Origin of the sequence: Lactobacillus sp. UMNPBX6 (assembly GCF_002553975.1) — a bacterium.
Classification (GTDB): domain Bacteria; phylum Bacillota; class Bacilli; order Lactobacillales; family Lactobacillaceae; genus Lactobacillus; species Lactobacillus gallinarum.
Genome location: NZ_PCZD01000017.1, coordinates 1 through 25,128 on the forward strand (window position 1 = coordinate 1; position 25,128 = coordinate 25,128).

Sequence of the window (25,128 nt, forward strand, 5' to 3'; positions counted from 1 at the left end):
TTCAATATACAGAATTTAATTTTCAAAAGTGTTCAATTTGAAATTGCAATTTTCGTAATTTTTATTTTATTAGAATTGCATAACTTTATTATTATGCAGACACAAAAACAGCTCTATCAAGCGATAGAGCTGTTTTAATATATTTATTAATTTATTAATTTTCACGTTGTCTTGCGTCACCTGCACGTTGTAAGGCACGACCAACATAGTTAATACTTAAGGAAATAACCAAAAGCAAGATAGTAGCTGGGAGCCATAACCATGGACGGTTAATAACGTTAACTGGGTCATCAGCAAATCCAATCAAAGTACCAAGTGATGGTGTAGTGGTTGGCAAACCGTATCCCAAGAAGGACAAACTAGTTTCAATACCGATGTTACCAGCAATAGTCAAAACAACGTCGATGATAATCATTGAAGTGATGTTAGGCAAAACTTCACGGAACATAATTTGGAAGTTAGATGAACCTGAAGTCTTTGATGCCAAAACATAGTCACGGTCACGCTGTGAAAGGATGAATGAACGGTAGTAACGTGCCGTCGTCGTCCATCCAAACATGGCAATCAAGAATACCAAAGTCACAGCGTTGTAGTTAGGAATAACTGTAGTCAAAACAATGATAATTGGCATTTGTGGCAAAATTTGAATGAAGTCAACTATTCTCATGATGATGGCATCAACAACACCACCGTAGTAACCAGAAACTAATCCGACTACCAAACCAACAATTTCAGTAATTACAGTAACTGAGATACCGATCATGATTGAGTTACGTCCACCCATGATGAGCAGTTTCAAAATATCACGACCACCATCGTCAGTACCTAGAAGGTGACCCCCTTGGCCCCAACCGTAGTATGCGTCAACGATGTTCATTTCAGTAATTTGTGCTCTGTTCAAAAACAATGAACCACCGAAAGTAAGCAATAAAATTAAAATAATGATAATTAAAGCTGTAAGTGCAGACTTAGAACGTAAAATTTCACGTACAGCCACCCTGAATCCAGAAGGTGGGAGAGTAGCCTTCGGTGTAGCGTCTTTTTTACTTGCTTTCTTTGTAGCAGTATCTTTCTTTTTATCAGCCATTTCTTCTCTCCTCCCTATTGAATTCTAATACGTGGGTCAATAATACTCATGATGATATCTGAGAGCAAGTTACCAATTAGAGTCAAGATACCAAAGATAAGAATCAAAGCAGTTAAAGTGGTGTAGTCACGTTGACTGATTGAGTCAAGGAACAACTTACCCATACCAGGATAACTGAAGACACTTTCAATAATCATTGAACCACTAAGAAGACCAGTAATAGTGTTACCAAGGAAGGCAGCAATTGGCAATAATGAATTTCTCAAAATATGCTTATGGAAAACTACATTTTCAGGAACACCCTTACTGCGGGCAGTTCTAACGTAGTCCTCAACCTTGTTATCAACAATACCTGTTCTCAAGTACTGTACAGTACCAGTAGTAGCAATCAAGGCATACAAAATAGCTGGAAAAATCATGTGGTAAAGTCTACTGCCAAGTACACCCCAGAATCCTGAGGCGTTGGCTGAAACTGAACCTGAAATTGGGAACCAACCCAAGGTAAAGCCGAAGAGCCATAATCCTAAGATATAGAATACGAAGCCCGGTGTAGCTAAAGTAATGTAGTTAAAAATTTGTACACCAGTATCTTGCCATTGGTCTTGGTGACGACCAGCAGTAATACCAAGAGGAATCGCAATACTATAAGTTAAGATAGTTGTCAAAAGTGATAACCAGAAAGTATTATTTGCACGGTCTGCAATTAATGATGTTACAGGTACGTGTTGAATATAACTTGTACCAAGATCACCATGGAATAAGTTGCCTACCCATCTAAAGTATTGAACATACCATGGATCATAAAGACCAGCAGCTCTTCTTAAAGCTTCGATTTGTTTAGGGTCGGTGTTAGGGTTAATTGATCCACTGAATGGGTCACCTGGCATCATCTTAGCAAGCAAGAAGACCAACAGACTCAAGATAATCAATTGTGGGATCATGATTAACAAACGCCGTAAGATTGTTTTCCACATGCTTAATCACTCTCCTTTTCTTCTCGTTCTTCGAGTTCAGCTTCTTGAGCCATATCTTCAGGCAATGCTACCCAGTGCTTAGGTGCAACCTGTTGCAATGGATATACACGTCCGTTCTTGTCATACCATTTGCTTTGGTTTTCCTCGAATTCTTTTTCTACTTGTTCACGGTGTTTCTTATGTTCTTCACGATGTTCAACGTCAACTTGAGGAATAGCAGAAAGAAGTCGCTTAGTATAAATGTGAATTGGGTGCTTGTAAATTTCTTCACGACTACCTAATTCAACCAAACGACCACGGTGCATAATAGCTAAGTTTTCTGACATGTGCTTAACAACACCTAAGTCGTGAGAAATGAAGAGATATGCAATGTTGTATTGTTGTTGAATATGCTTCATGAAGTTCAAAACCTGAGCTTGAACTGATAAGTCCAAAGCAGAAGTTGGTTCGTCGGCAACAATTAATTTAGGGTTAGTAGCAACGGCACGAGCGACACCAATTCTTTGACGTTGACCACCAGAGAATTCATGTGGGTACTTGTAAATTGCATCACTAGGCATCCCTACGATGTCAAGCAAGTCCTGTACACGATCACGTTCTTGATCGGTAGTCAAATTTTCAAAGTTTCTAATCGGTTCAGCAATGATGTCTTCAATTCTCTTACGAGGGTTCAAACTTGACATTGAATCCTGGAAAATCATTTGAACATCTTTGTTATAATCAAGCTTCTTACGATTGCTTGCCTTAGTGACGTCCAAACCCTTATACATGATTTGTCCGCCAGTAACTTTTTCAACCCCAACGATTGCTTTACCGGTAGTTGATTTACCAGAACCAGATTCACCAATCAAACCGTAGGTTTCACCTTCGTTAATTGAGAAGTTTACACCATCAACGGCACGAACATAATCTGTAATTCTGTTCCAAAAGCCGGAGCGAATTGGGTAATAGACTTTTAAATCTTTTATTTGGATAATTTCTTTTGCCATAAATTACTCCCCGCTTGCTGCTGTTGCTTTTTGCGTACTGTCTTCATCCTCAAAGTGGAATGTCTTCCAGCAGGTACATCTTACCCAGTGACCAGGTGCTACCTCATGAACACGTGGCTCCTCCTCATGGGCACTTGCAGGAATCCAAGGAATTCTTGCAGCAAATCGATCACCACTACGTGGCATATTCTTAAGAGATGGTACAGTACCCTTGATAACATGAAGGTCTTCATCAGTATCATCAGATTGAGGCATTGAATTAAGAAGTGATCTTGTATATGGATGAAGTGGATTTTCAAAAATTGTCTTAACATCTGATTTTTCAACAATTTGTCCAGCATACATAACCGCAACTTCATCAGCAGTCTCAGCCACAACGCCCAAGTCGTGGGTAATCAAGATAATACCTGAATGTGACTGTCTTTGAATATCTTCTAGCAAGTCCAAAATTTGAGCTTGAATAGTTACATCCAAAGCAGTAGTTGGTTCATCAGCAATAATTACTTCTGGCTTACATGCAATAGCCATCGCAATAACTACACGCTGACGCAAACCACCTGAAAGTTCATGTGGGTACATCTCGTACATTTCTTCAGGTCTAGGCATTCCTACTTGATTAAATAATTCAATAACTCGTGCGTGACGTGCTTTTTCATCCATATCAGTATGGTAATAAAGAGTCTCGGCAACTTGGTCACCAACACGCATTAATGGATTTAAACTAGCAAGTGGATCCTGAAAGATCATCCCGATCTTATCTCCACGAATCTTGTTGAACAATGATTCATTCAAACCAACAAGGTTCAATTCATTATAAAGAATGTCCCCTGTAACTTTAGTATTTTTATGGTCGTACAATCCAATAATACTTGAAGCGATAGTACTTTTACCACAACCAGATTCACCAACAATGGCTAAAATCTCGTCGCGCTTTAAAGTTAAATTAATATCGTCCGCAGCATCATAGAACTTCCCTTGCAAACGGTACGCCGTATGCAGGTGCTGTATATCTAGTAATAGATCACTCTGCTTTTCCAAAGGTCATTCCTCCATTTATAGCTTCTTTTATTAAAAGCTGTTTAATATTTTCTATTTATTTTCTAATTATAAACACAAAGTCGGTCGTATGCAAATAACGACACGGCTTTTTTTTAGAAAATTAACCTTGATGTGACTTAATATATAATACAGCGTCACCAACAGTCTTAATTTTCTCAGCTTCGTCATCAGGAATTTCTGAACCAAATTCATCTTCAAGTTGCAAAATAAATTCAACTAAGTCGATAGAATCAGCGTCTAGATCATTTGTAAAATTAGTATTTTCAGTAATTTTATCTTGATCAACATTAAAATTATCGGCAATTAAGGTTTTAATTTTATTGAAAATTTCTTCTTCTGTCATACAAATTCTCCTTTTTAATAAACTATTGTACTATTTTGTAGCGAATTCGTCTTTAAAATCTTGCACTAAATTTTCTTTAATCATTTTATCAACTTGTTTTAAAGTGAAATAAATTGGACGTTCATTAGAGCGGCCATGAGTTTTAACCACTGGTGCATTAACTCCAAGCAAAACTGCACCGCCATACTTAGCTGTATCAAACTTTGATTTAAGACTTGATAAAGAGCCCTTTACCATCAAAGCTCCTAATTTGGTCATAACACCACCGTTTAACAAGCTATCTTTTAGCAAATGCAAGATTACGCTTGATGTACCTTCAATATTTTTAAGAACAGCATTGCCAGTAAAACCGTCTGTAACTACTACATCAGCTTTACCTAGTAATAATTCATTCCCCTCAATGTTCCCTTGGAAGTTAAGGTCACTATCTTTTAATAATTCATAGGCAGCTTGGTGAACCTCATCCCCTTTATCACTTTCAGAACCATTATTTAATAGCATTATGCGAGGAGTTTGAATGCCACGAATTTTTTCAGCATAATATGATGCCATTTCTGCCCATTGAAGTAAATATTCAGGTTTGCTCTTAGCATTGGCACCTACATCGACCATATTAAAGCCGTCATCACTATTTTGAAGTGGTAAGGTTGGCATTAAGCCTGGACGAGTAATGCCCTTAATACGACCGATGATAAAAATACCACAGGCTAATAATGCACCAGTATTACCTAAAGAAAGAAGAGCATCGGCCTTTCCTTCTTTAACAAAGTTTGCTGCTACAACCATTGAAGAATCTTTCTTTCTTCTAATTGCCTTAACGGGTTCATCTTCATCGGCAATCACTTCGGTGGTTGCAACTACGCCCAATTGATCATTAATTTGATCAGCAGGAATTAAATTACGTAATTGTTCTTTATCACCGAATAATAAAAACTTAGTTTCAGGCATTTCATCTTTTACCTTTAAAACAGCTTCAACGATTGCTTCAGGCGCATTATCTCCGCCCATCGCATCAATAGCAATTGTTCTCAATATAATTCACCACAATCTTTTAAATTCTATTTTGTTCTAATTGTTTATATTCTAGCACTTGGTTAAGTGTCTGATGATCAGCTAATTTCGGATCTTGCTGAACTAATTCTCGCGCCACTTTTTGCGCAACAACCAAGGTATTGTAGTTATTAACTACATCTCCCACGCGAAATTCAGGCAATCCAGATTGAGCTTTACCAAAAAGATCACCCTCGCCACGCATTTTAAGGTCTTCTTCTGCTAATTTAAAGCCATCATTGGTAGCAGCAATTATTTTCATTCTTGCTTTACCAGAAGCAGTCTTCGGATCAGCTATAAAAACGCAATAACTTTGCGTCTTACCACGTCCAATTCTTCCGCGAAGCTGATGCAGTTGACTTAATCCGAAACGATCCGCATTATAGATGACCATCATATTGGCATTAGCCACATCGACTCCAACTTCAATTACGCTAGTTGTAACCAAAATATTTATTTTTCCACTAGCAAAAGCGGTCATAATTTCGTCCTTTTTAGGACCGGGCATTTGACCATGAAGCAAAACCACATTTTGATTAGGAAAATCATGACTTAACTTAGCATGTAATTCCTCCGCATTCTTTAAATCCAATGTTTCAGATTCAGTAATCAGCGGCGTAACAGCATATATTTGAAAACCTTGTGCAAGTTGCTCCTGCATTTTCTGATAAACATCTTTCATCTGACTACTAGTCTTCCAAGATGAAATGATTGGTTTTCTACCGGCAGGCATATGATGAATTTCAGAAACAGTCATATCCCCATATACTGTTAAAGCCAGCGTTCGAGGAATCGGAGTGGCCGTCATAGCTAGAATATCAGGCTGATCACCTTTATTAATTAAAGCCTGTCTTTGTCCAACGCCAAAACGGTGTTGTTCATCAATGATTACCAAGCCTAACTTTTTAAAAATGACACTGTTCTGAATTAAAGCGTGTGTGCCAATTACCACATTAATTGTGCCATCAGTTAATTCACGATAAATTTCTCTACGCTCGAGTGTTTTGGTATTACCTGTTAATAGAGCAACTCTTACGCCCAAGGGCCTCAGTAATTCATCAATCTTTTTAAAGTGCTGTGTAGCTAAAATTTCAGTTGGCACCATCAAAGCTGCTTGATAACCCGCAGTAATCGCCGCAAAAATAGCATAAACTGCAACAACAGTTTTACCAGATCCTACATCCCCTTGTAACAGACGACGCATTTGACCTGATGAATGCATATCAGCAAAAATTTCATTAACAACTTCTTTTTGATCGTCTGACAATTCAAACGGTAAAGAAGAGGTCAATTGAGCTATTTCTTTTAAATCATAATTTTTAGGATAGCCTGCTTGTTTGCCATCATGGCTAGCCAAAAGAGCTAGCTGCAATTCAAAAATAAAAAATTCTCGAAAGATTGCACTTCTTTTAGCTAGATTTGCTTCAGTACTATTTTTAGGATGATGCATTTTTTGAATAATCGCTTGATCAGTCAACAAACGATATTTTTCTCTAATGCTCTGGGGAACAATATCTTGTACTTTATCTAAGAAACTATCTACCGCTAAATTAATCAAATTAACTAGCTTTTTTTGTTTAACATGACGATTAACAGGATAAATTGGCGCCATGCCACTATCATTTTCTTTTACTGCAACAAATTTAAAGGCAGAAAGACTTTGACGAGCAACATTATATTTACCATAAATTGCTACTTCTTCGCCAATTTCAATCTTGCTCTTAAGCCATGGCTGATTAAAAAAATTGACCATGATTACATCATGGTCAATTCTCATTTTAAAACTTAGGCGACTCTTCTTATAACCAAAACGACTAACAAAAGGTTCGGTGGCTACAATTCCCTTTAGCATTACTTTTTGACCATCCATGATTTGATCTAAAGGCAATGTCTGCAATTCGTCATAACGAAAAGGAAAATAAAAGAGCAAATCATAAATACTATAAATGCCTAAGCTACCTAGATCAGCCGCAGTTTTTGTTCCTACACCTTTTAAATCTGTTACAGGGGCAAATAATGCGTTTTCTATCATTTTTTATTCAACTGATACTAAGAAGTGATATACAGGTTGACCACCATCATGAATTTCAAATTCAAGATCATCATGACTGGCTTCAAGAGCTTCAACAACCTGTTGTGCCTCATCTTCGCTTGCATCACGACCATACATAATAGTGATAATTTCTGAATCTTCATCAAGCATCTTTTCGATCATTTCGGTAGTAGTCTTGATCAAATCAGCGTTATCAACCTTAATATTACCGTCGATGATACCAAGGTAATCATTCTTGTGAATTTCTACGTCGTCAATTTCAGTATCACGAGTAGCTTGGGTTACTTCACCTGAAACTACAGTATCGAGGTCTTCTGACATAGCTTCAACATTGTCATCAACAGAAGCATCTGGGTTAAATGAAAGCATTGCAGTAAGACCTTGTGAAATAGTCTTGCTTGGTACGATACCTACTGGAATGTCACTAACTTCTGCAGCTTGCTTAGCAGCCATCACGATATTACCGTTGTTTGGCAAAACAATTGCCTTCTTAGCACCTGACTTCTTGATTGCATCAATAAAGTCTTGGGTTGATGGGTTCATTGTTTGACCACCAGAAATAATTCTGTTTACGCCTTCGCTTTCAAACAATTTTCTAATACCGTTACCAGAAGCTACGGCAATAACAGCAAAGTCAACTGATTCTTGTTGTTCTTCATCTTGATCAACGATGCTTTCGTGTTGGATACGCATGTTGTCGATCTTGATCTTGCCTAATTGACCGAATTGACTACCGTACTTGAAGACATCACCAGGGTGTTCGGTGTGAACGTGAACCTTAGCAATTTCACCATCAGATACAGCTAAAAGTGAGTCGCCCAAACCTGACAAGTGCTTTCTGAATTCTTCCAAATCGAATTTCTTCTTGTTTGGCACGTCAGCGTTAAGGTCAACCATAATTTCAGTACAGTAGCCGTTCTTGATATCTTGAGTAGCTAGTTGACTTTGTACAGAAGATTGGTGGTGCATTGCGTTGATCATTTCATCCATTTCAGTTTCGTCAGGTTGATATTGATCAGCAAAGTTTTCACCAAGAAGACCTTCTAAGAAACCTTCATAAATGAACAAAAGTCCTTGACCACCTGAGTCAACAACACCAACTTGCTTCAATACTGGAAGTAAATCTGGAGTTGATTTAAGAGCCTTCTTAGCACCTTCAACAACTGCCTGCATTACTTCAGTAACATCATCAGTGTCATTAGCCTTAGAAGCACCTTCTTGAGCAGCAACACGAGCTACAGTCAAAATAGTACCTTCGACAGGTTTCATTACTGCCTTATAAGCAGTAGCTACACCATTTGAAAAGGCGTTAGCCAATTCTTGTGCAGTTAAGGTCTTCATGCCTTGAGTAGCTTTGTAAAAGCCGCGGAACAACTGTGAAGTAATAACACCACTGTTACCACGTGCACCCATCAACATTCCTTTAGCTAAGCTTTCAGTCAAATCACCAACATTTCTGCTAGGATTTTCAGAAACGGCTCTTGCCCCACTTTCAATAGTTAAATTCATGTTGGTACCAGTATCACCATCAGGAACTGGGAACACGTTCAATGAGTTAACAAACTCAGCGTTCTTACCAATTCTGTGGGTGGCAACACGCACCATATCTCTAAATTGCTTACTATCTATTTCATTTAAAACCACTATTTAAAACCTCCGCTTACGTTATTCGTCAAGTACCTTTACACTTTGAACGATTACATTAACGGCTTTAGTGTTAATTCCTAATTGATTAGAAAGATTAAATTTAACACTATCTTGAACATTCTTACTTACTTCAGAAATCTTAAGCCCATAGCCTACGATAATGTACACATCAACAGTGATTTCGTTATCTTCTGACTTGACAACAACACCGCGCTTATAGTTGGCACGATTAAGAATTCCATCGAATCCATCACGAATGGCATTTTTTGAAGCCATTCCTACAACGCCATAATTAGACGTAGCTGCGCCACCAACAACAGTTGCGATTACACCGTTTGAAATATCAATCAAACCATCTTTTGTCTTGATCTTAACAGCCATGTTCTTCCTCCGTCTTATTATCTACATATACGATTATTATTTTATCATAGTACTGCCGTAATCAATAAATAAAATACGTCCTAAAAAAAGTTGAATTGCGACCAAACATATGATAACCTAATTAAGTATGACACCATATATAAAGGAGGTTTAGCAAATGGCTAAAGATTACGTAACAGGTAAGAAGACCACATTCGGTAACAAACGTTCACACTCATTGAACTCAGCTCGTCGTGCTTGGAAGCCAAACCTTCAAAAAGTTCGCATTCTTGTTGACGGTAAGCCAAAGCGCGTATGGGTTTCAACCAAGGCTTTAAAGTCTGGTAAAGTTACTCGTGCCTAATAACCAGCCTTGCAGATTTATCTGTAAGGTTTTTTGTTTGCTAAAAATTTTGTACATCAAAAAAGGACAACTGATTTTTCAGCTGTCCTTTTTTAAATTATTTCATAATATTATGATTTTTATCATCATTTGAAATTTCATCAGCCATTCTTTCCTTAATTGGAGTATAGGCATATTCAGTAATCATTTCGCTCAATTTAGTTGGCAAGCCCAAGTCTTGGTAAGTAACGTTTCTAGCAAGGCCATTAATAGTTGCTACTTCCTTCTTCTTTTTCTTATCAAAAACGTGAACATGGTTTTTGTGCATTTAATTTTCTACATTTTGTTTTGCGCGATCAAGTCTTGCTTCATAGCGACCATCTTCAAAAGCGGCCACATTCTTTTCAAAATCAATATATTTCATAATTAATCCTCGATTCCTTTTCCTCTATTTTAAACCACTCATTAAAGATTATGAAAGCGATTAACATCTTTTGAATAAATCGCCGCAAGCATCCCTTTTTCAAAATTAATTTCAAATTGAGAAGTATTCGGCAAAAATTCATTTGAAGAAAACACTCGTGGATAATCTCCAGAATAATGGTGCAACTCATAACGGGCACCTAAAATATTAAAATCTTTAATTGCAGTTAAAGCAGCAAAACCAATATATGGGTACTCTGATACTTTCTTTATTACATGACGTCCCGGATTGAAAAAGACAATTTCATTTTGCTTATCCATTATTGAGACCTGTTCAGCGAATTGTCGCAGAGATGGATCGAGCAGCATTAATAAATTAATTAAAAAATGATCTATTCTGCCCCCTGTTGCACCCAAAATATTTAAATTATCAATCTGATAATCATCAAAAACTGTATGCAGCATCAATTCAGAATCAGTCAAATCTTTAACCGGATTTGAATAACGAATATCTCTTACATTACTTTCAATTTCCGTTAGATCTGCTTTTTTTAATGAGTCAAAATCCCCCAGCGCTACATCAGGAGTTATTCCTAATTCTTCTAAGTACAAAGAACCACGATCTACTCCAACGATAAGATTATTCGTCTTTCTTGCATCTTTAAGTATTTCTTTGATGTTAACAGGCCACAAATCTGTTGGTCCACCTAATAATGCATATGCTTCCATTACTTAATTATTTTTTCTAATTTACGTACTTGATTTGCAATATTACCATTTTCATATAAATAAGAGCCAACTACAAAGACATCAGCACCTGCATCTTGGGCAATTTTAATCGTACGGTCATTAATGCCACCATCAACTTCAATTGCCATGTTTGGTCCTACAATTTCTCTGACTTGCTTAATCTTCTCAGCTGAATCAGCAATAAAGCTTTGACCACCAAAACCAGGATTGACGGTCATGACTAAAACTTGTTTAATTTTTGGCAAAAATTTTTCGACAACGTCAGCTGGAATATCCGGTTTAATTGCTAAAACAGCCTCAACTCCATTAGAAGCCAAATAATCAAGCCAATAATTCAGCTTGGATTCACTCATCGCACCATAATGCAGCTCCATGATATCTGCTCCGGCTTCAACAAAGGCTGGAATAAGATCATCAGGATTATTACTCATAAAGTGAATCTCAGCATCTGTCATGGGAAATTCACGTTTAAAATCACTAATTAATTGTGGTCCAAAAGATAAATTTGGCACAAAATGTCCATCCATAATATCAATATGGAAACGATCAATGCCTACTGCAACAGCATCTTTAATATTTTCTTTTAAATTTAAATTATCTGCGTTCAAAATTGATGGCGCAATAATCATTTTCTTCTCCTATTATTTTAAATATTCGGGTAATCGGCCTTCACTAATTTCTGTCCGCATTGCCAGATAATCATCATAACGATGAGGCATTATTTGGCCTTCTTCAAGCAACTTTTTAACTTCACAGCCAGGTTCCTTTAAATGTTGGCACCCTCTAAATTTACATTTGCTGCTAGCACGTTTAAATTCAACGAAATAGTTACATAATTCATTCAATTTGATCGGTATTAAATCAATCGAAGAAAAACCTGGTGTATCAGCTAAGAAACCTTCACCTAATTTAAATAATTCGACTTTTCTAGTAGTATGCTTACCACGGTTTAAACTAGTAGAAATTGCTCCCGTTGCCTGATTAGCATCCTTCTTCAAATGGTTAAGTAAAGTAGATTTACCTGCACCAGATTGTCCTGCCAATGTCCAAATTTGCCCCGCTTTAATCATTTGAGGAATTTGAGCTTCTACATCATGATAATCAGTAAACACTGGATAACCAATTTCTTGATAATATGATAGTTCTTCTTTAATTTTAGCTAACTTGTCACCTTTTAATAAATCGCTTTTAGATAAATAAATAGTGACTTGTACTTTTTGCCAAGAAAAGAAAGTTAAAAAGCGATCCAATAATTCTAAAGAAAAATCAGGTTCAACCGCAGAAATAACTAACAATACATGGCTGACATTGGCTACAGCGGGACGACCAATTCTGTTGAGTCGCGGTAAAATCTTTACCAAGTAACTCATACCCTGATCATCTATTTGAATTTCTACATGATCACCTACTGCAGGTTTTTGCTTTTTTTGACGAAAAACGCCGCGAGCACGCGTTCTAACGATACCCGCAGCAGTTTCCACATCATAATAACCAGCAATTAACCCGACAACGGTTCCTTCTGCTAGTTTCATTTATTTTGTCACCTTTTCATTCAAAACAGTTTCTCCGTCACGAACTACGCGCAACTGGCCGTTTCCATCCTTAATTGAAAATGGAATTGAGAAACTCATATCACGTTTAATATATAAGTCACGATAGATATTACTCAAGGAGTGATCATCATCTTTGATATAAATCTGAACATGGTTGCCTTTACTATTGTCTTCCTTAGTGTCAGTTTCTCCACTTTTACCATCGAATTTATCATCCTTTTTCAGATCGCTGCCAACATAATTAACAGTAAATGTCTTCGTAACAGTAGTATCTTTTTCTTCTTTTGGACCGCGTGAAACTTTAATGGTTACCGTAGATCCACGATCAACCTTAGTACCCGCTTCCGGCTGCATTGAGATAACCAAACCTCGCTCAATTTCATCAGAATATTCTTGATTAATCTGTAAAGTTAAGCCATGTTCCTTAGCATAATCTTGCGCACTCTTTAATGAGTAATTGTGCAAATCTTTTAAGGTAACGGTATTTATCTTTGGCTTTATCTGTTTTCCTCGAGAAACCACCAAAGTAATTGTAGTCTGCGTTGGTTTTACTTCTACACCAGCAGCAATACTCTGAGAAATGATGTTGCCTTTAGCCATTTTATTTGAATATTGATCTTCTCTAACAACATCGAAGCCTTGATTTTCTAATTTTTCTGCAGCTTCATCGTAATTATCCCCGACTACATCAGGTACCTTTACCATGCTGGTACCACTAGAAACAATTAAAATGATAGCCTTTCCTTGATCCACTCTATTACCGGCTGCTGGTTTAGTACCAATTACATGACCTTCTTTAATGTCATCAGACTGGCGTCTAATTACTTTTCCCACTTGTAACCCGGCGGCTTCTAACCTTTTTTCAGCACGCTTTTCAGTTATATTAGTTACATCAGGAATATGAACTTGACGTGGTTTATTATTATTGCCACTTAGTGCGAAAATCATAATAAAAATAATTAATCCAGCGGCAATAACTGAAAAAATCCACCACCATTTATGACTTTTAACATTTTGCCAAAAGTCTTTTTTCTTTTCCTTTTTATCAGGTTTATTTTCCTCTTCAGATTCTACAGTCCGCTCTTTTTCAGGGGCTTTAAAACCTGGCAGAACGATTGTTTTATCATTATTGTTACCATGATTAGGCACAAAAACCGGCTCATCTGCTCTTTCGGGATCTAAGCTACTATCTAGGTCAGCCTGCATGGCTTGTGCTGTAGCATATCGATCTCGTGGATCCTTAGCAGTTGCTTTTAACACAACATTTTCTAATGCTTGCGGAACACTTTGATCCTTCTTTCTAATAGAAGGTATTGGTTCCTGCGCGTGTTTTAACGCAATTGAAACAGGAGTATCACCATTAAACGGCACAGTGCCTGTAATCAATTCATACAGAATAATCCCTAAAGAATAAATATCGGACTGCTTAGTAACCAATCCGCCTCTAGTTTGTTCAGGTGACATATAATGAACTGATCCCATGACAGAATTAGTCTGCGTCACAGAGCTCTGATTCAAGGCAACCGCAATACCAAAATCAGCAATCTTAATATTGCCTCTCTTGTCCATCAAAATATTTTGTGGTTTAAGATCACGGTGGATGACATTATGTTTATGAGCCAAAGCAACTGCACTTAGAATTTGATCCATAATGCGAATCACTTCATGCAAATCCAAAGGAGCATTTTGACGAATATACTCTTTCAAATCTGGACCATCAACATATTCCATTACCATATATGGCAATCCATGATCAGTTCCTACATCAAGAACAGAGACAATATTAGGATGACTTAATTCACTAGTGGCTAAAGCCTCTCTTTGAAAACGAGCTTGTGTTTGAGGTTCATTTTGTAAATCTAACCGTAATATTTTAACTGCTACTTTACGTTGCAGAATAATATCTTCAGCCAGATAAACATTGGCCATACCGCCTTCGCCTAAAGTATCAATAATGCGATAACGTTCACCAAGCAGATAACCTTTATCGATCACTGCTCTCGTCCTCCTTATTCCAAATTAGGCAAACGGTAATATTATCACCACCACCTAATCGATTGGCTTCACTAATTAATTTATTGCATCGTTCTTTTAAGCTTAATTCTTTTGTAGCTAAAACTTGTTGTATTTGTGGATCACTGAGTGAGTTCGTTAATCCATCAGTACATAGCAAAATGATGTCGTCATCATCAAGCTTAATTTCCTTAACTTCAGGATCAATTGTACTAGATACACCTAGGGCTTGAGTAATGATGTTCTTTTGGGGATGATGCTTAGCCTGTTCCTTAGTAATTTGCCCCATTTTGACTAGCTCATTAACTAAAGAATGATCTTCAGTTAATTGGACAAACTTTCCTTCGGAATAACTATAAGCACGTGAATCGCCCAAATGAGCTATCAACGCATTATCCTTAAATGCAAAAGCTAAAACAATTGTCGTACCCATTCCATTTAAGTCAGGAAATTTATCAGCTGTTTTTAAAATTGTTTCATTTTCAGAATTTAATTGCACATCTAGCCATTTTCGAGCAATATTAGCATCAGTAAAATCTGTTATGCCAAAATTATGTCCTAAGTGAGTGACAGCCATTGTAGAGGCCACATCGCCGCCTTGATGGCCACCCATACCATCACAAACAATTGCTAAGGTAATTCCCTTACGATTCTCAAAAACTTGTACAAAATCTTGATTGCTTTTTCGTACCTTGCCGATACTTGAAGCGTATGCTGTTTCAATCAAAAATCTAACCTCGTAATCTAAATTTTGCAATGAAAAATCCATCATTGCCATCTTGATCAGGCATTATTTTTAACATTCCTGTCTTGGACTCAAGCTTGCTTAATAAAAATGGTTTTAATTCAAAATCAGGATGAGTTCGCAAGAATTGCTTAACTACTTCTTCATTTTCTTCCATTGAAATTGAACAAGTTGAGTATACTAATTCTCCCTCAACTTTTAACAATGTGCTAACAGAATCTAAAATCCCTAACTGAATTTTTTGTAAGCTCTTCAAATCTTGCAAACTCTTGGTATAACGAATCTCAGGCTTGCGTCTTAATAGTCCCAAACCTGAACATGGAGCATCAACTAAAATTTTAGTGAACTCACCTGCATTAAACATTTCTTGCGCTTTTCTAGCATCACATGCCTTAGTTGTTACTTTGTACGACACATGCATGCGGCGAGCATTTTCTTTTACTAGACGTAATTTCTTTTCATGAATGTCTAGTGCAGTTACATCACCAGTGATATTTTCAGCAATCTGGACAGTTTTCCCGCCAGGTGCACTACATGCATCTAAAACATGTTCAGCTTGATTTTTATCAAAATCAAAAGCTTCTACCACTAAGCTAGCGGCTTCATCTTGAATTGTCAACTTTCCTTGTTCAAATAAATCACTTTCGCTAATGCCACCATGACTTAAAACGGCGTCATTAAGAGATAAATTTGACCATTTCGGTTGATATCCTTCTTTTGTTAATTGATCAAAAACCTGATTTTTATCTGCTAGTGATGAAATTCGCACACTATTTTTGGCTGGTTCATTAATACTGCTTAAAACTGATTTTGCTTTTTGCATTCCCCAATTGTCAATTAAATACTTAACTAACCATTTAGGAACGCTTTCTTTAATACTTAAATATTTAACGGTATCCTTTTCATCAGGTAAAATCACACCGCGTCTAATAAATGCACGCAAGATTCCGTTCACTACTCTATAGCCTGAAGAATGATGTTTGCCAAACTGTTTAGCTAGTTTATTAGCTTCATCTAGTACAGCACGGTTAGGAACCTTGTCTAAGAATATTATCTGATAAAGTGACATCAACAAGAGCGGCTTCAAATATTTTTCAGTGATTTTTGTTTTAAGCAAACCGGTCAATTGATATTCCAAAAAAAGGCGATATTGAATCGTTCCGTAAACAATTCTAGTTGCTAAATTTTGATCAGCAATCGATAAATCAGAATGCTTTAAACTATTGTTCAAACTAATATTTGAATATGAGCCATTTTTTAAGACTTTAATTAAAGTATCTAAGCTAATTGCACGGGCACTTTTATTTGTCGACAATTTCTTCTCCTGGGGCAAATTTACTACCTTGACCATTTAAAAAGTTCTTAATATCCATTTTCTTCTTGCCGCTTGGTTGTACCTCGAGCAAGTTTAAAACAGTACCATTAGCAAAGCTAATTGCAAAGCGGCCCTTATTAGCTACTACGCAACCTGGCTTTAAATCAGTACTATCCTTAGCAACTTCTGCTTTCCAAACCTTGAAGCGCTTGCCTTCAAGCATCATATAAGCACCTGGATCTGGATTAAGAGCACGGATCATATTGTTAGCTTCAGAAGCTGTCATAGTAGGAACGATGCGTTCTTGTTCTTTAGTAATATTAGGTGAAAAGACTACCTTATCTGGATCTTGAGGAATCTTTTTAACGCTGCCATCAATAATCGAAGGTAAAGTCTTCAAAAGTAAGTCTCTACCTACAATTGATAATTTATTAAATAAAGTTCCTGCATTGTCCTCTGGCTCAATCTTAATTGCTTTTTGAGAATAAATATCACCAGCATCCATTTTCTTTACCATTTCCATAATGGTGATACCAGTTTCTGCATCCCCATTAATGAGTGAATATTGAATTGGTGCACCACCACGATATTTTGGCAAAAGTGAACCATGGACATTAACAGCAGCAATTTTTACTGAGTTTAAAAACTTAGTTGGCAAGAACTGACCGTATGCGGCGGTGACGATTAAGTCAGCATGCATATCAATCAATTGTTGCATTTCTTCTGAGCCAGACAATTTCACTGGTTGAAAAACAGGTAAATTATGCTTTTCTGCAGCAATTTTAGCTGGGGTCTTAGTGATCTTTTGTTTACGACCAACCTTTTTATCAGGCTGCGTTACAACAGCCTTAATTTCATAATTATTTTTGATTAAGCCTTCTAATACTGGAACTGAAAACTCTGGTGTTCCCATGAATATTACTGATGTCATTAAAACAACTCCTTACATTACTCTTTCTGGTTCATTATCGATAAAAATACTTAAACCATATTTCTTAGCTTCTTGAGCAGAATCTTGAACATGGTGCAATAGTTTATTTAAATTTGGTTCTTTTTTATATTTTACCAGTATTTGGTAATAATATTGATTTTTTACTCTAGAAATTGCACTTGGCGATGGTCCTAAAATTATTGCTTGATTATTTAAATGCTGCAATAAATATCTTTTTATCTTGAATGCTTCTCTAGCCGCATTTTGCTCTTTTTTAGCAGCAACTGATATTAATACTGTATAAAAATATGGTGGGTAATTGCCAGCATGACGCATATGCATTTCATAACCATAAAATCTTTCATAATCCTGCGTTTGTGCCAATTGAATGGCATAGTGTTCTGGATTATAAGTTTGAATTAAAACTTCGCCTTCCTTGTCAGCACGTCCTGCACGTCCTGCAACTTGCGTCAGCAACTCAAATGTTTTTTCTGATGCATTATAATCCGATAACCATAATCCCGTATCTGCGTTAATTACGCCAACTAAAGTTACATTTGGAAAATCTAATCCTTTAGCAATCATTTGAGTTCCTAACAAAATATCCGCCTCATGGTTACCAAATGAATCCAAAATCCGCTTATAACTGCCTTTTCTCCTAGTTGTATCAACATCCATTCTTAAAATTCTAGCTCCTGGTAAAAGTTCTTCAAGTTCTTCTTGAACTTTTTGGGTTCCAGTACCTAAAAAACGGATTTTTGAACTTTGACAATTAGGACACCGAGTAGGAATTGGCTCTGTATGTCCGCAATAGTGACATTGCATGCTATTAGTATCTTTATGCAAATTAAGTGAAACATCACAATTAGGACATTTCAAAACAAAACCACATTCCCGGCAAAGCATGAAATTAGCAAATCCTCGCCGATTAAGCATCAAGATGACTTGCTCTTTTTTCTCTAGTCTTTTCTTAATTGCATCGACTAATTCAACAGACAAGTCAAATTGCCCACCTGCAAATTGAACATGCTTAAGATCAATCAAATTAACTTTAGGTAATTTTTTATGATTTGCACGTTTAGTTAAACGTAATAGATGATATACATCTTTTTGAGCACGTGCTCGACTTCCTAGTGATGGAGTAGCACTTCCTAGTACTAATGGACAATGGTGATATTTACTACGCCAGAGTGCCACATTTTTAGCATTATAACGAGGATTGGTCTCTTGTTTATATGATGATTCATGCTCTTCATCAATTATGATTAATCCAATATTATCTAGCGGAACAAAAACTGCACTTCTTGCTCCAACTACTACTTGAATTTCACCACGACGAATTCTACGCCATTCGTCATATTTTTCCCCTTCAGATAAAGCACTATGTAAAACGGCCACTTTATCACCAAAACGTGCCTTTACTTGCTTTACCATTTGCGGTGTTAACGAAATTTCTGGCACTAGCATCAAGGCATTTCTTCCTTGAGCTAAAGCTTGTCCAATTGCATGCAAATATACTTCTGTCTTCCCACTACCAGTAATTCCTTCAAGTAAAAAGGTCTCTGCATTACGCTGATCAATTGCGCTATTAATTTGATCCAACGCAGCCTGTTGTTCATCATTTAAAGTCACTGGAACTGGCTTTTTTTCATCTTCAAAACCAGCTAAGGGATTACGATAAACTTCGACAGCTTTTCTTTTTAACCAACCTTTTTTAACAGCTGAATTTAAATTAGCAGCCGATAAGCCTAACCCTTTTATCAAATCACTTTGACTTTTAGGATAATCATCTTTATTTTCAATAATATCCATCATCAATTGCTTTTGCTTAACCGCATTTTGACGCAAAGTATTGTAAATCTTGGTGTATTCTGCAGAATCTAGCGCTAATTCATACTGATTTTCTTTTTTCTCTTTAGCTCTATTTTCTACAACATATTCTATTTTGGCATCATCATTTTTCAGCAATTGATGAACTTTTTTTATTTGCTTCAGATCCGTCATTTTAGCTAAATCAATGGGATCACCTTGAAAGAACGGCATCTTTTTAGCTTTTTTATTTGCAGGTACTAACAGTTTACGATAGCCTGCCCGCATTACCCATGGCAACATTGCTTGTAAAATGGTAATTCTATATGAAAAAATATTTTGTGCCAAATTTTCAGACAATTTTATTAATTCTGGTGTAAGTGGTGGCATTTCATCCACTGTCACTAAAAGATCTTTTAACTTACCTGTAAATTGACTTTTTGCCTCTATGCCTACTACAAAGCCTTGCACTTTTCTTCGACCAAACGGTACTATTACTCTTGAACCAATTTTGACATCTTTTTCTAATTCAGCCGGAATATGATATTCAAAAATACGATCTGTTTGCTTGGTTGCAACATCAACAATAACCTGAGCAATCATCTAATCACCTGTAAAAAAGACCTCCACCCAAAGGATGAAGGTCAGTAAATTAGTCTTCGAGGTTAACCTCGGCATGAGCTGGGTCAACCGTTACTTTACCAGCGGCAATTTCTTCAAGTGCCTTACCAACTGCCTTATCACACTTGAAATGATCTAAAGTTGGTGGATCGCCAGCTTCAAGTTCATGTGCTCTCTTAGCAGCAAGTACAGATAATGAATAACGTGAATCAACACGTGACAACAATTTATCAATTGATGGATAAGTAATTCTCATGATTAATCCTCCTTGACCATCTTACGATAGTCATCAATTACACGCTTAACACTGACATGCTCTGCATCAACAATTGCCTTGATATGGTCTACTGCATTAGCAACTGTATCATTTACAACTGCATAATCATATTCTTCCATTTCCAAGATTTCATTTCGAGCTTGTTTAATTCTACCACGAATTACATCTTCTGACTCAGTACCACGATGTTCTAATCGCAGGTGCAATGTATGCAAATCTGGTGGAGTTAAAAAGATGAACACGCCATCAGGCATTTTCTCACGGACCTTAGCGGCACCGTTAACGTCAATCTCCAATAAAACGTCTTTGCCATCATGTAACATCTTTTTTACAGGACCTAATGGCGTACCATAATAATGTCCAACGTAATTATTATATTCTAATAACTCACCATTTTTAATAGCTTCTTGAAAACGTTCTTCACTTACAAAGAAATAATCTTTTCCATCGACTTCGCCGGGACGAGGCTTACGAGTAGTCATTGAAACTGAATACTCAAATGGAAAGACTTTGTTTTCAACAATAGCACTTTTTACAGTTCCTTTACCAACACCTGAAGGACCCGAAAGTACTAATAACAAACCTTTATCTGCCATGCTGAACTCCTCTTAGTAACTATTAATATATCTAGTTTGCACTAAAATCAATAGTTTTTCAAGTTTTCTCTTTATGTAGTTCAACCGTAGACGTCTCAAGGCATCAAAAAAGTAGACTGATAGCCTATTTTTTGCCTCAATCTACTTTTTCAAAAGTCTCACAAACTACTTCAGTATTTTCACTAAAAATAGTGTTTAAATTTTCTCGACATTCCCATGTAAAAAAATTTTCATGAATTTTTCGCCAATAATCATATGAGCGATCTCCTTCACCCTCTAAATATGCATGTTCAGCAGAAACATTTTTAAATGGCATAATTTCCACGGTTTTATTTCGAATTACGCACACTGGTTTATTTTCTCCATTTAAAACAATAGCATATTGACCGACTGTGGGAACATCTTCATCTGGATCATATACGCTTGTAGTAGCGGTTTTAATGCCACGATTAATTAAATCGCTTAATACATCAGCATCTTGGCTATTTCCGCCAAATGCATAAGCACCTTCTAATTCTCCCGGATTAACATGATGTTTTTGACAAAAATCCATCCAAAACTTATTGATACTATTCATCTTTAATACTCTTAATCAAATCAGCAGCGTTCTTTTTAGCCGCATCTGTTACATCTTGTCCTGCCATCATTTGAGCAATTGCAGTAATAGTTTCTTCCTTGCTTAAAGGTCCTATTTGAGTAAACGTAGAACCATCTTTTACTTGTTTTGCAACTAAATAACGTTGATCACCTGCAGCTGCAACCTGTGGAGAGTGGGTTATAGCAATTACCTGCTTGTCTTGACCAATAGAATGCATCTTTTTACCAATTGCGGCAGAAACACGTCCTGAAACACCTGTATCAATTTCGTCAAAGATCATCGTTCCAACAGGTTCAACATGACTAAAGATAGCCTTCAATGCCAATATTAATCTCGATTGCTCACCGCCTGAGACAATTTTTACTAACGGCATTAGATCTTCACCTGGGTTAGGTGCAATCAAGAATACAATTGCATCTGTACCTTTAGCCGTAAAAGTTTTGGTTTCTTCAAAATTAATAGAAAAGCGGGCCTTTTCCATATAAAGATCTGCTAATTCTTGTTTTATTTGCTCTTCTAGTGAATGGGCAACTTTTTCTCGAATTAGGTGCAATTGTCTAGCTTCTTTGGTCATCTTTTCTTCAACTTGTGCCACTTCTGCTTGCAGCTTTTCTTCATCTAAACCGCCAGTTTCAAACTGACCAAGTTCTTTTTGCACTTTAGCGTAAAAAGCAAAGACATCTGCCAACGTTGGACCATACTTTTTCTTCAATGAGTTCAACGTATCTAAACGATTAGTTACATATTGGAAACGTTCTTCATCAAAATCCATCTGATCCATCAAATTAGACAACTCACTACGAGCGTCGTTTAAAGCATACACTCCGTCATCAACAGTTTTAGCAAAATCTTTAAATTTTGAACCAAATTCCGTTAAATCTGTCGCTGCATTTTGTGCATCCCCTAATAACGTTGCAATTCCGTGCTCGTCATCATCGTACAGCTGCATAAAATAATTGGCAGTATCTGCAATTTTTTGATAATTATTTAATTCGTTAAATTCTTCCTCTAATTTTTCATCCTCATCAGGATCTTCCAAATTAGCAGACTCTAACTCATCATTTTGAAATTGAAGAATATCTTGTTTTTGGGCCAATTCTTGTGCATCTTGACGCAAATGACGCAGTTGATTAGTTAACTTTTGCCAATGGCGATAATCCTCTTGATACGCTGATAATTCTTCTTTAAAAGAATCAGATGCATAATCATCAACTAAATCAATTTGACGATCTTGATCCATTAATATTTGCTGATCATGCTGACCATGAATATCAACTAAATAATTGCCGATTTCACGTAAAACATTGATAGTAGTTAATTGACCATTAATACGTACTATATTTCTACCCTTGATGGCTAATTCTCGGCTAATCACTAATTGATCGTCATCATGAGGCAGACCATACTTTTCACAAAGCTCCGCAATCTTTTCTTTTTGATTATCAAGTACAAACAAACCCGTAATTACAGCCTTTTGTTCTCCAGAACGGATCATCTCTTTTTGACTACGGCTTCCCATCAATAATGAAACCGCATCAATGATTATTGATTTACCAGCACCAGTTTCACCGATAATCACGGTCATTTTTTCTTGAAAGCGAACTTTTAAGCTTTTAATAATCGCAAAATTTTTAATATCTAGTTCAACTAGCATTTTTCCACTCCTAGAGACTATTTACAGCACGTTCTACTACTTCTGCTGGGGTACTTGACCACAAATTACGACCACCGTTAGCTTCGTCTTTTTGCAAATGAATCAAAAATTCAATGTTTCCTTTACCACCTTTAATTGGTGAATAATCAACATCTAAAACATTAAAACCAATTTCCATTGCCTTTTGCATAGTATGTTCAATTACATTTTTATGGACTTCATGATCGTGAACAATACCATGCTTACCAACGTTTTCTGGACCTGCCTCAAATTGTGGCTTAATTAGACAAACAGCATCACATTGATCCTTTAGGATTTCATACATTGGCGGCATGATCAAATCAAGTGAAATAAACGAAACATCAGTCATCGCAAAATCAGGTAAGCCTTGATTAAAATCTTCAGGTTTAGAATAACGGAAATTCTGCTTCTCCATTACTACTACACGTGGATCATCTCTTAATTGCCAAGCTAATTGATTGTAGCCTACATCTAACGCATAAACCATCTTGGCCCCGTTTTGCAGAGCAACATCGGTAAAGCCACCAGTTGAAGCTCCAATATCTAAACAAATCTTATCTTGTAAGTCGATGTCAAAAACCTTCAATGCTTTCTCAAGTTTGAAACCACCACGAGAAACATATTTTTTACCATCATCTTTGACGTAAAACTTCTCGCCTTCAGGGAACTTAGTTCCGCTCTTATCAATTCTTTGATGATTATGATCTGAAACTAAGCCCGCCATAATTGCTCTTTGCGCAGCAGAACGAGAATGAAAGATTCCTTGTTCAGCTAATAAAACATCTGCTCTTTGCTTTGCCATTTACAACACCTTTTGATATAGATTCAAAAAACCAGCTAATACTTCTCCATTCAAGCCATGCAAATCATCTTTAGCTTGATCAATCAAATCCTTTAATTCCTTCCGGCTTTGATTAATTCCCAATAAAGTTAAAGTATTATTTTTGCCTTCTTCTTTATCCTTATGAGTAGCTTTGCCGGCTTCTTCACTTGTCTCAACCACATCAACTAAGTCATCATAAATTTGATATGAACGACCAAATGCTTTGGCAAAATCGATTAATTTAACTTGTTCAATATCGCTAGCCTTAGCATAAGTAGCTGCCATTTCCACACTGGCTTGAATTAAACAACCGGTTTTTAGCCATTCCATCTTGTTGATAAACTTAGCGTCATCAGCCACACTTGCATTATTAGTGGAATCAATATCAAGATATTGACCACCAACCATACCGTTAGGCCCAACTGCCTGTGTAATGATGGCAACTAACTTGGCAGAACGACTGCCTTCTGCTATCCATTGAATGCCTAATGGTAAGAGTGCATCCCCGGCTAAAATAGCCTCAGCTTCACCCCATTTTTTATGACTAGTTAACTTACCACGACGATAATCATCATTATCCATTGCAGGTAAGTCATCATGAATCAAGGAATATGTGTGAATTAATTCAATCCCACAAGCAATTCTAATTTCAGGCTCTTCTATTTTGCGTCCTAATGTATTCAAGATTGCCAAAAACAAAAGGGGTCTTAATCTTTTACCACCAGCCATAACTGAATAAGCCATGATCTGACTAATTTTCTTGTCATCAACCTCTGAAGCTAAATGTTTAGCTAGATAATCATCAATTACTGGTGTCCAATCTTCTTTAAAATATTCAAATGCTGTCATATTAATCCTCTGGAGCTGCTGCATTATTTGGATCTAGTTCATGTTCAGTACCATCACTATCAATCAACTTGGCTACAGTTTCTTCTGCACTAGTCAACTTTTTATCTAGTTCACGACTAATCTTTACTCCTTCTTGAAATTCCTTTAAAGCATCTTCAAGTGGTACATTTCCGTTTTCAAGATTAGTGACAATTTTTTCTAAACTATTTAATTGTTCTTCAAAATTATTTTTCTTTGTTGGCATA

Annotated in this window: 26 protein-coding genes; 1 reads left to right on the top strand and 25 read right to left on the bottom strand. The window is 36.6% G+C overall.

What is annotated here, in order from left to right; genetic code table 11:
* Positions 1 to 154 precede the first annotated feature (154 nt).
* The 9 genes from CP357_RS04215 to CP357_RS04255 form a co-directional block, all read right to left on the bottom strand.
* Entirely contained in the window at positions 155 to 1,087 is a 933-nt protein-coding gene (locus tag CP357_RS04215; protein WP_098036618.1) for an ABC transporter permease, read from the bottom strand.
* A gap of 14 nt (positions 1,088 to 1,101) precedes the next feature.
* Positions 1,102 to 2,061, bottom strand: a complete 960-nt coding sequence (gene opp4B, locus CP357_RS04220) for an oligopeptide ABC transporter permease (protein WP_025005833.1) — start codon at positions 2,059 to 2,061, stop codon at positions 1,102 to 1,104.
* 2 nt (positions 2,062 to 2,063) lie between these two features.
* Positions 2,064 to 3,050, bottom strand: a complete 987-nt coding sequence (locus CP357_RS04225; RefSeq protein ID WP_098036619.1) for an ATP-binding cassette domain-containing protein — start codon at positions 3,048 to 3,050, stop codon at positions 2,064 to 2,066.
* 3 nt (positions 3,051 to 3,053) lie between these two features.
* On the bottom strand, positions 3,054 to 4,088 hold the full coding sequence (locus CP357_RS04230; protein WP_087235454.1) for an ABC transporter ATP-binding protein: 1,035 nt from the start codon (positions 4,086 to 4,088) through the stop codon (positions 3,054 to 3,056).
* A gap of 121 nt (positions 4,089 to 4,209) precedes the next feature.
* Positions 4,210 to 4,452 (bottom strand): acyl carrier protein, encoded by a 243-nt coding sequence (gene acpP, locus CP357_RS04235; protein WP_025005836.1) that lies wholly within the window; start codon positions 4,450 to 4,452, stop codon positions 4,210 to 4,212.
* 30 nt (positions 4,453 to 4,482) lie between these two features.
* The gene (gene plsX / locus CP357_RS04240; protein ID WP_098036620.1) at positions 4,483 to 5,484 is read right to left on the bottom strand and encodes a phosphate acyltransferase PlsX; all 1,002 of its coding nucleotides are present in this window, start codon (positions 5,482 to 5,484) and stop codon (positions 4,483 to 4,485) included.
* 19 nt (positions 5,485 to 5,503) lie between these two features.
* On the bottom strand, positions 5,504 to 7,534 hold the full coding sequence (gene recG, locus CP357_RS04245; RefSeq protein ID WP_098036621.1) for an ATP-dependent DNA helicase RecG: 2,031 nt from the start codon (positions 7,532 to 7,534) through the stop codon (positions 5,504 to 5,506).
* A gap of 3 nt (positions 7,535 to 7,537) precedes the next feature.
* Positions 7,538 to 9,199: a DAK2 domain-containing protein gene (locus tag CP357_RS04250; protein WP_098036622.1), complete on the bottom strand. Its 1,662-nt coding sequence runs from the start codon at positions 9,197 to 9,199 to the stop codon at positions 7,538 to 7,540.
* A 21-nt stretch (positions 9,200 to 9,220) separates the two neighbouring features.
* Positions 9,221 to 9,583 carry an Asp23/Gls24 family envelope stress response protein gene (locus CP357_RS04255; RefSeq protein WP_003547910.1) on the bottom strand — a complete coding sequence of 121 codons (363 nt, stop codon included), beginning with the start codon at positions 9,581 to 9,583 and terminating at the stop codon, positions 9,221 to 9,223.
* 157 nt (positions 9,584 to 9,740) lie between these two features.
* Here CP357_RS04255 and rpmB point away from each other — a divergent pair, with 157 nt between their 5' ends.
* Complete coding sequence (rpmB, locus tag CP357_RS04260; RefSeq protein ID WP_025005840.1) at positions 9,741 to 9,926, top strand: 50S ribosomal protein L28; 186 nt, start codon at positions 9,741 to 9,743, stop codon at positions 9,924 to 9,926.
* Positions 9,927 to 10,023: 97 nt separating this feature from the next.
* Here rpmB and CP357_RS04265 read toward each other — a convergent pair whose 3' ends face one another.
* The 16 genes from CP357_RS04265 to CP357_RS04340 all read right to left on the bottom strand — a co-directional run bounded on the left by CP357_RS04265 (position 10,024) and on the right by CP357_RS04340 (position 25,127).
* A complete protein-coding gene (locus CP357_RS04265; protein ID WP_025005841.1) occupies positions 10,024 to 10,233 on the bottom strand; it encodes a hypothetical protein in 210 nt (69 codons plus the stop codon).
* Between the two features lie 137 nt (positions 10,234 to 10,370).
* The gene (locus CP357_RS04270; protein WP_098036623.1) at positions 10,371 to 11,057 is read right to left on the bottom strand and encodes a thiamine diphosphokinase; all 687 of its coding nucleotides are present in this window, start codon (positions 11,055 to 11,057) and stop codon (positions 10,371 to 10,373) included.
* Entirely contained in the window at positions 11,057 to 11,707 is a 651-nt protein-coding gene (gene rpe, locus CP357_RS04275) for a ribulose-phosphate 3-epimerase (RefSeq protein ID WP_098036624.1), read from the bottom strand. The genes CP357_RS04270 and rpe overlap by 1 nt, the downstream gene beginning before the upstream one ends.
* 12 nt (positions 11,708 to 11,719) lie before the next feature.
* Positions 11,720 to 12,610 (bottom strand): ribosome small subunit-dependent GTPase A, encoded by an 891-nt coding sequence (gene rsgA / locus CP357_RS04280; RefSeq protein ID WP_098036625.1) that lies wholly within the window; start codon positions 12,608 to 12,610, stop codon positions 11,720 to 11,722.
* The gene (gene pknB, locus CP357_RS04285) at positions 12,611 to 14,626 is read right to left on the bottom strand and encodes a Stk1 family PASTA domain-containing Ser/Thr kinase (RefSeq protein WP_098036626.1); all 2,016 of its coding nucleotides are present in this window, start codon (positions 14,624 to 14,626) and stop codon (positions 12,611 to 12,613) included.
* A complete protein-coding gene (locus tag CP357_RS04290) occupies positions 14,616 to 15,371 on the bottom strand; it encodes a Stp1/IreP family PP2C-type Ser/Thr phosphatase (RefSeq protein ID WP_025005845.1) in 756 nt (251 codons plus the stop codon). Before CP357_RS04290 ends, pknB begins: the two co-directional genes overlap by 11 nt.
* Before the next feature lie 4 nt (positions 15,372 to 15,375).
* Positions 15,376 to 16,740, bottom strand: coding sequence for a 16S rRNA (cytosine(967)-C(5))-methyltransferase RsmB (gene rsmB / locus CP357_RS04295; protein WP_098036627.1), 1,365 nt, complete (start codon positions 16,738 to 16,740; stop codon positions 15,376 to 15,378).
* A complete protein-coding gene (gene fmt, locus CP357_RS04300; protein ID WP_098036628.1) occupies positions 16,691 to 17,635 on the bottom strand; it encodes a methionyl-tRNA formyltransferase in 945 nt (314 codons plus the stop codon). Before fmt ends, rsmB begins: the two co-directional genes overlap by 50 nt.
* Positions 17,636 to 17,647: 12 nt before the next feature.
* Complete coding sequence (gene priA, locus CP357_RS04305; RefSeq protein WP_087176434.1) at positions 17,648 to 20,047, bottom strand: primosomal protein N'; 2,400 nt, start codon at positions 20,045 to 20,047, stop codon at positions 17,648 to 17,650.
* A gap of 49 nt (positions 20,048 to 20,096) precedes the next feature.
* Positions 20,097 to 20,321: a DNA-directed RNA polymerase subunit omega gene (rpoZ, locus tag CP357_RS04310; protein WP_003627587.1), complete on the bottom strand. Its 225-nt coding sequence runs from the start codon at positions 20,319 to 20,321 to the stop codon at positions 20,097 to 20,099.
* Between the two features lie 2 nt (positions 20,322 to 20,323).
* Positions 20,324 to 20,938 (bottom strand): guanylate kinase, encoded by a 615-nt coding sequence (gene gmk, locus CP357_RS04315; RefSeq protein WP_025005848.1) that lies wholly within the window; start codon positions 20,936 to 20,938, stop codon positions 20,324 to 20,326.
* Positions 20,939 to 21,074: 136 nt separating this feature from the next.
* Positions 21,075 to 21,515 (bottom strand): ASCH domain-containing protein, encoded by a 441-nt coding sequence (locus CP357_RS04320; RefSeq protein ID WP_098036629.1) that lies wholly within the window; start codon positions 21,513 to 21,515, stop codon positions 21,075 to 21,077.
* A complete protein-coding gene (gene recN, locus CP357_RS04325) occupies positions 21,508 to 23,190 on the bottom strand; it encodes a DNA repair protein RecN (protein ID WP_025005850.1) in 1,683 nt (560 codons plus the stop codon). Before recN ends, CP357_RS04320 begins: the two co-directional genes overlap by 8 nt.
* 10 nt (positions 23,191 to 23,200) lie before the next feature.
* Positions 23,201 to 24,013 carry a TlyA family RNA methyltransferase gene (locus tag CP357_RS04330; protein WP_056945479.1) on the bottom strand — a complete coding sequence of 271 codons (813 nt, stop codon included), beginning with the start codon at positions 24,011 to 24,013 and terminating at the stop codon, positions 23,201 to 23,203.
* Positions 24,014 to 24,883 (bottom strand): polyprenyl synthetase family protein, encoded by an 870-nt coding sequence (locus CP357_RS04335; protein ID WP_087176431.1) that lies wholly within the window; start codon positions 24,881 to 24,883, stop codon positions 24,014 to 24,016.
* 1 nt (position 24,884) lies between these two features.
* The gene (locus CP357_RS04340; RefSeq protein WP_025005852.1) at positions 24,885 to 25,127 is read right to left on the bottom strand and encodes an exodeoxyribonuclease VII small subunit; all 243 of its coding nucleotides are present in this window, start codon (positions 25,125 to 25,127) and stop codon (positions 24,885 to 24,887) included.
* Position 25,128 lies beyond the last annotated feature (1 nt).

Coding starts and splice junctions, on each gene's coding strand:
- CP357_RS04215 (WP_098036618.1), bottom strand. CDS start 1,087: ATGGCTGATAAAAAGAAAGATACTGCTACAAAGAAAGCAAGTAAAAAA.
- opp4B (WP_025005833.1), bottom strand. CDS start 2,061: ATGTGGAAAACAATCTTACGGCGTTTGTTAATCATGATCCCACAATTG.
- CP357_RS04225 (WP_098036619.1), bottom strand. CDS start 3,050: ATGGCAAAAGAAATTATCCAAATAAAAGATTTAAAAGTCTATTACCCA.
- acpP (WP_025005836.1), bottom strand. CDS start 4,452: ATGACAGAAGAAGAAATTTTCAATAAAATTAAAACCTTAATTGCCGAT.
- recG (WP_098036621.1), bottom strand. CDS start 7,534: ATGATAGAAAACGCATTATTTGCCCCTGTAACAGATTTAAAAGGTGTA.
- CP357_RS04255 (WP_003547910.1), bottom strand. CDS start 9,583: ATGGCTGTTAAGATCAAGACAAAAGATGGTTTGATTGATATTTCAAAC.
- rpmB (WP_025005840.1), top strand. CDS start 9,741: ATGGCTAAAGATTACGTAACAGGTAAGAAGACCACATTCGGTAACAAA.
- CP357_RS04265 (WP_025005841.1), bottom strand. CDS start 10,233: ATGCACAAAAACCATGTTCACGTTTTTGATAAGAAAAAGAAGAAGGAA.
- CP357_RS04270 (WP_098036623.1), bottom strand. CDS start 11,057: ATGGAAGCATATGCATTATTAGGTGGACCAACAGATTTGTGGCCTGTT.
- rpe (WP_098036624.1), bottom strand. CDS start 11,707: ATGATTATTGCGCCATCAATTTTGAACGCAGATAATTTAAATTTAAAA.
- rsgA (WP_098036625.1), bottom strand. CDS start 12,610: ATGAAACTAGCAGAAGGAACCGTTGTCGGGTTAATTGCTGGTTATTAT.
- rsmB (WP_098036627.1), bottom strand. CDS start 16,740: ATGGTCAAGGTAGTAAATTTGCCCCAGGAGAAGAAATTGTCGACAAAT.
- fmt (WP_098036628.1), bottom strand. CDS start 17,635: ATGACATCAGTAATATTCATGGGAACACCAGAGTTTTCAGTTCCAGTA.
- priA (WP_087176434.1), bottom strand. CDS start 20,047: ATGATTGCTCAGGTTATTGTTGATGTTGCAACCAAGCAAACAGATCGT.
- rpoZ (WP_003627587.1), bottom strand. CDS start 20,321: ATGAGAATTACTTATCCATCAATTGATAAATTGTTGTCACGTGTTGAT.
- gmk (WP_025005848.1), bottom strand. CDS start 20,938: ATGGCAGATAAAGGTTTGTTATTAGTACTTTCGGGTCCTTCAGGTGTT.
- CP357_RS04320 (WP_098036629.1), bottom strand. CDS start 21,515: ATGAATAGTATCAATAAGTTTTGGATGGATTTTTGTCAAAAACATCAT.
- recN (WP_025005850.1), bottom strand. CDS start 23,190: ATGCTAGTTGAACTAGATATTAAAAATTTTGCGATTATTAAAAGCTTA.
- CP357_RS04330 (WP_056945479.1), bottom strand. CDS start 24,013: ATGGCAAAGCAAAGAGCAGATGTTTTATTAGCTGAACAAGGAATCTTT.
- CP357_RS04335 (WP_087176431.1), bottom strand. CDS start 24,883: ATGACAGCATTTGAATATTTTAAAGAAGATTGGACACCAGTAATTGAT.
- CP357_RS04340 (WP_025005852.1), bottom strand. CDS start 25,127: ATGCCAACAAAGAAAAATAATTTTGAAGAACAATTAAATAGTTTAGAA.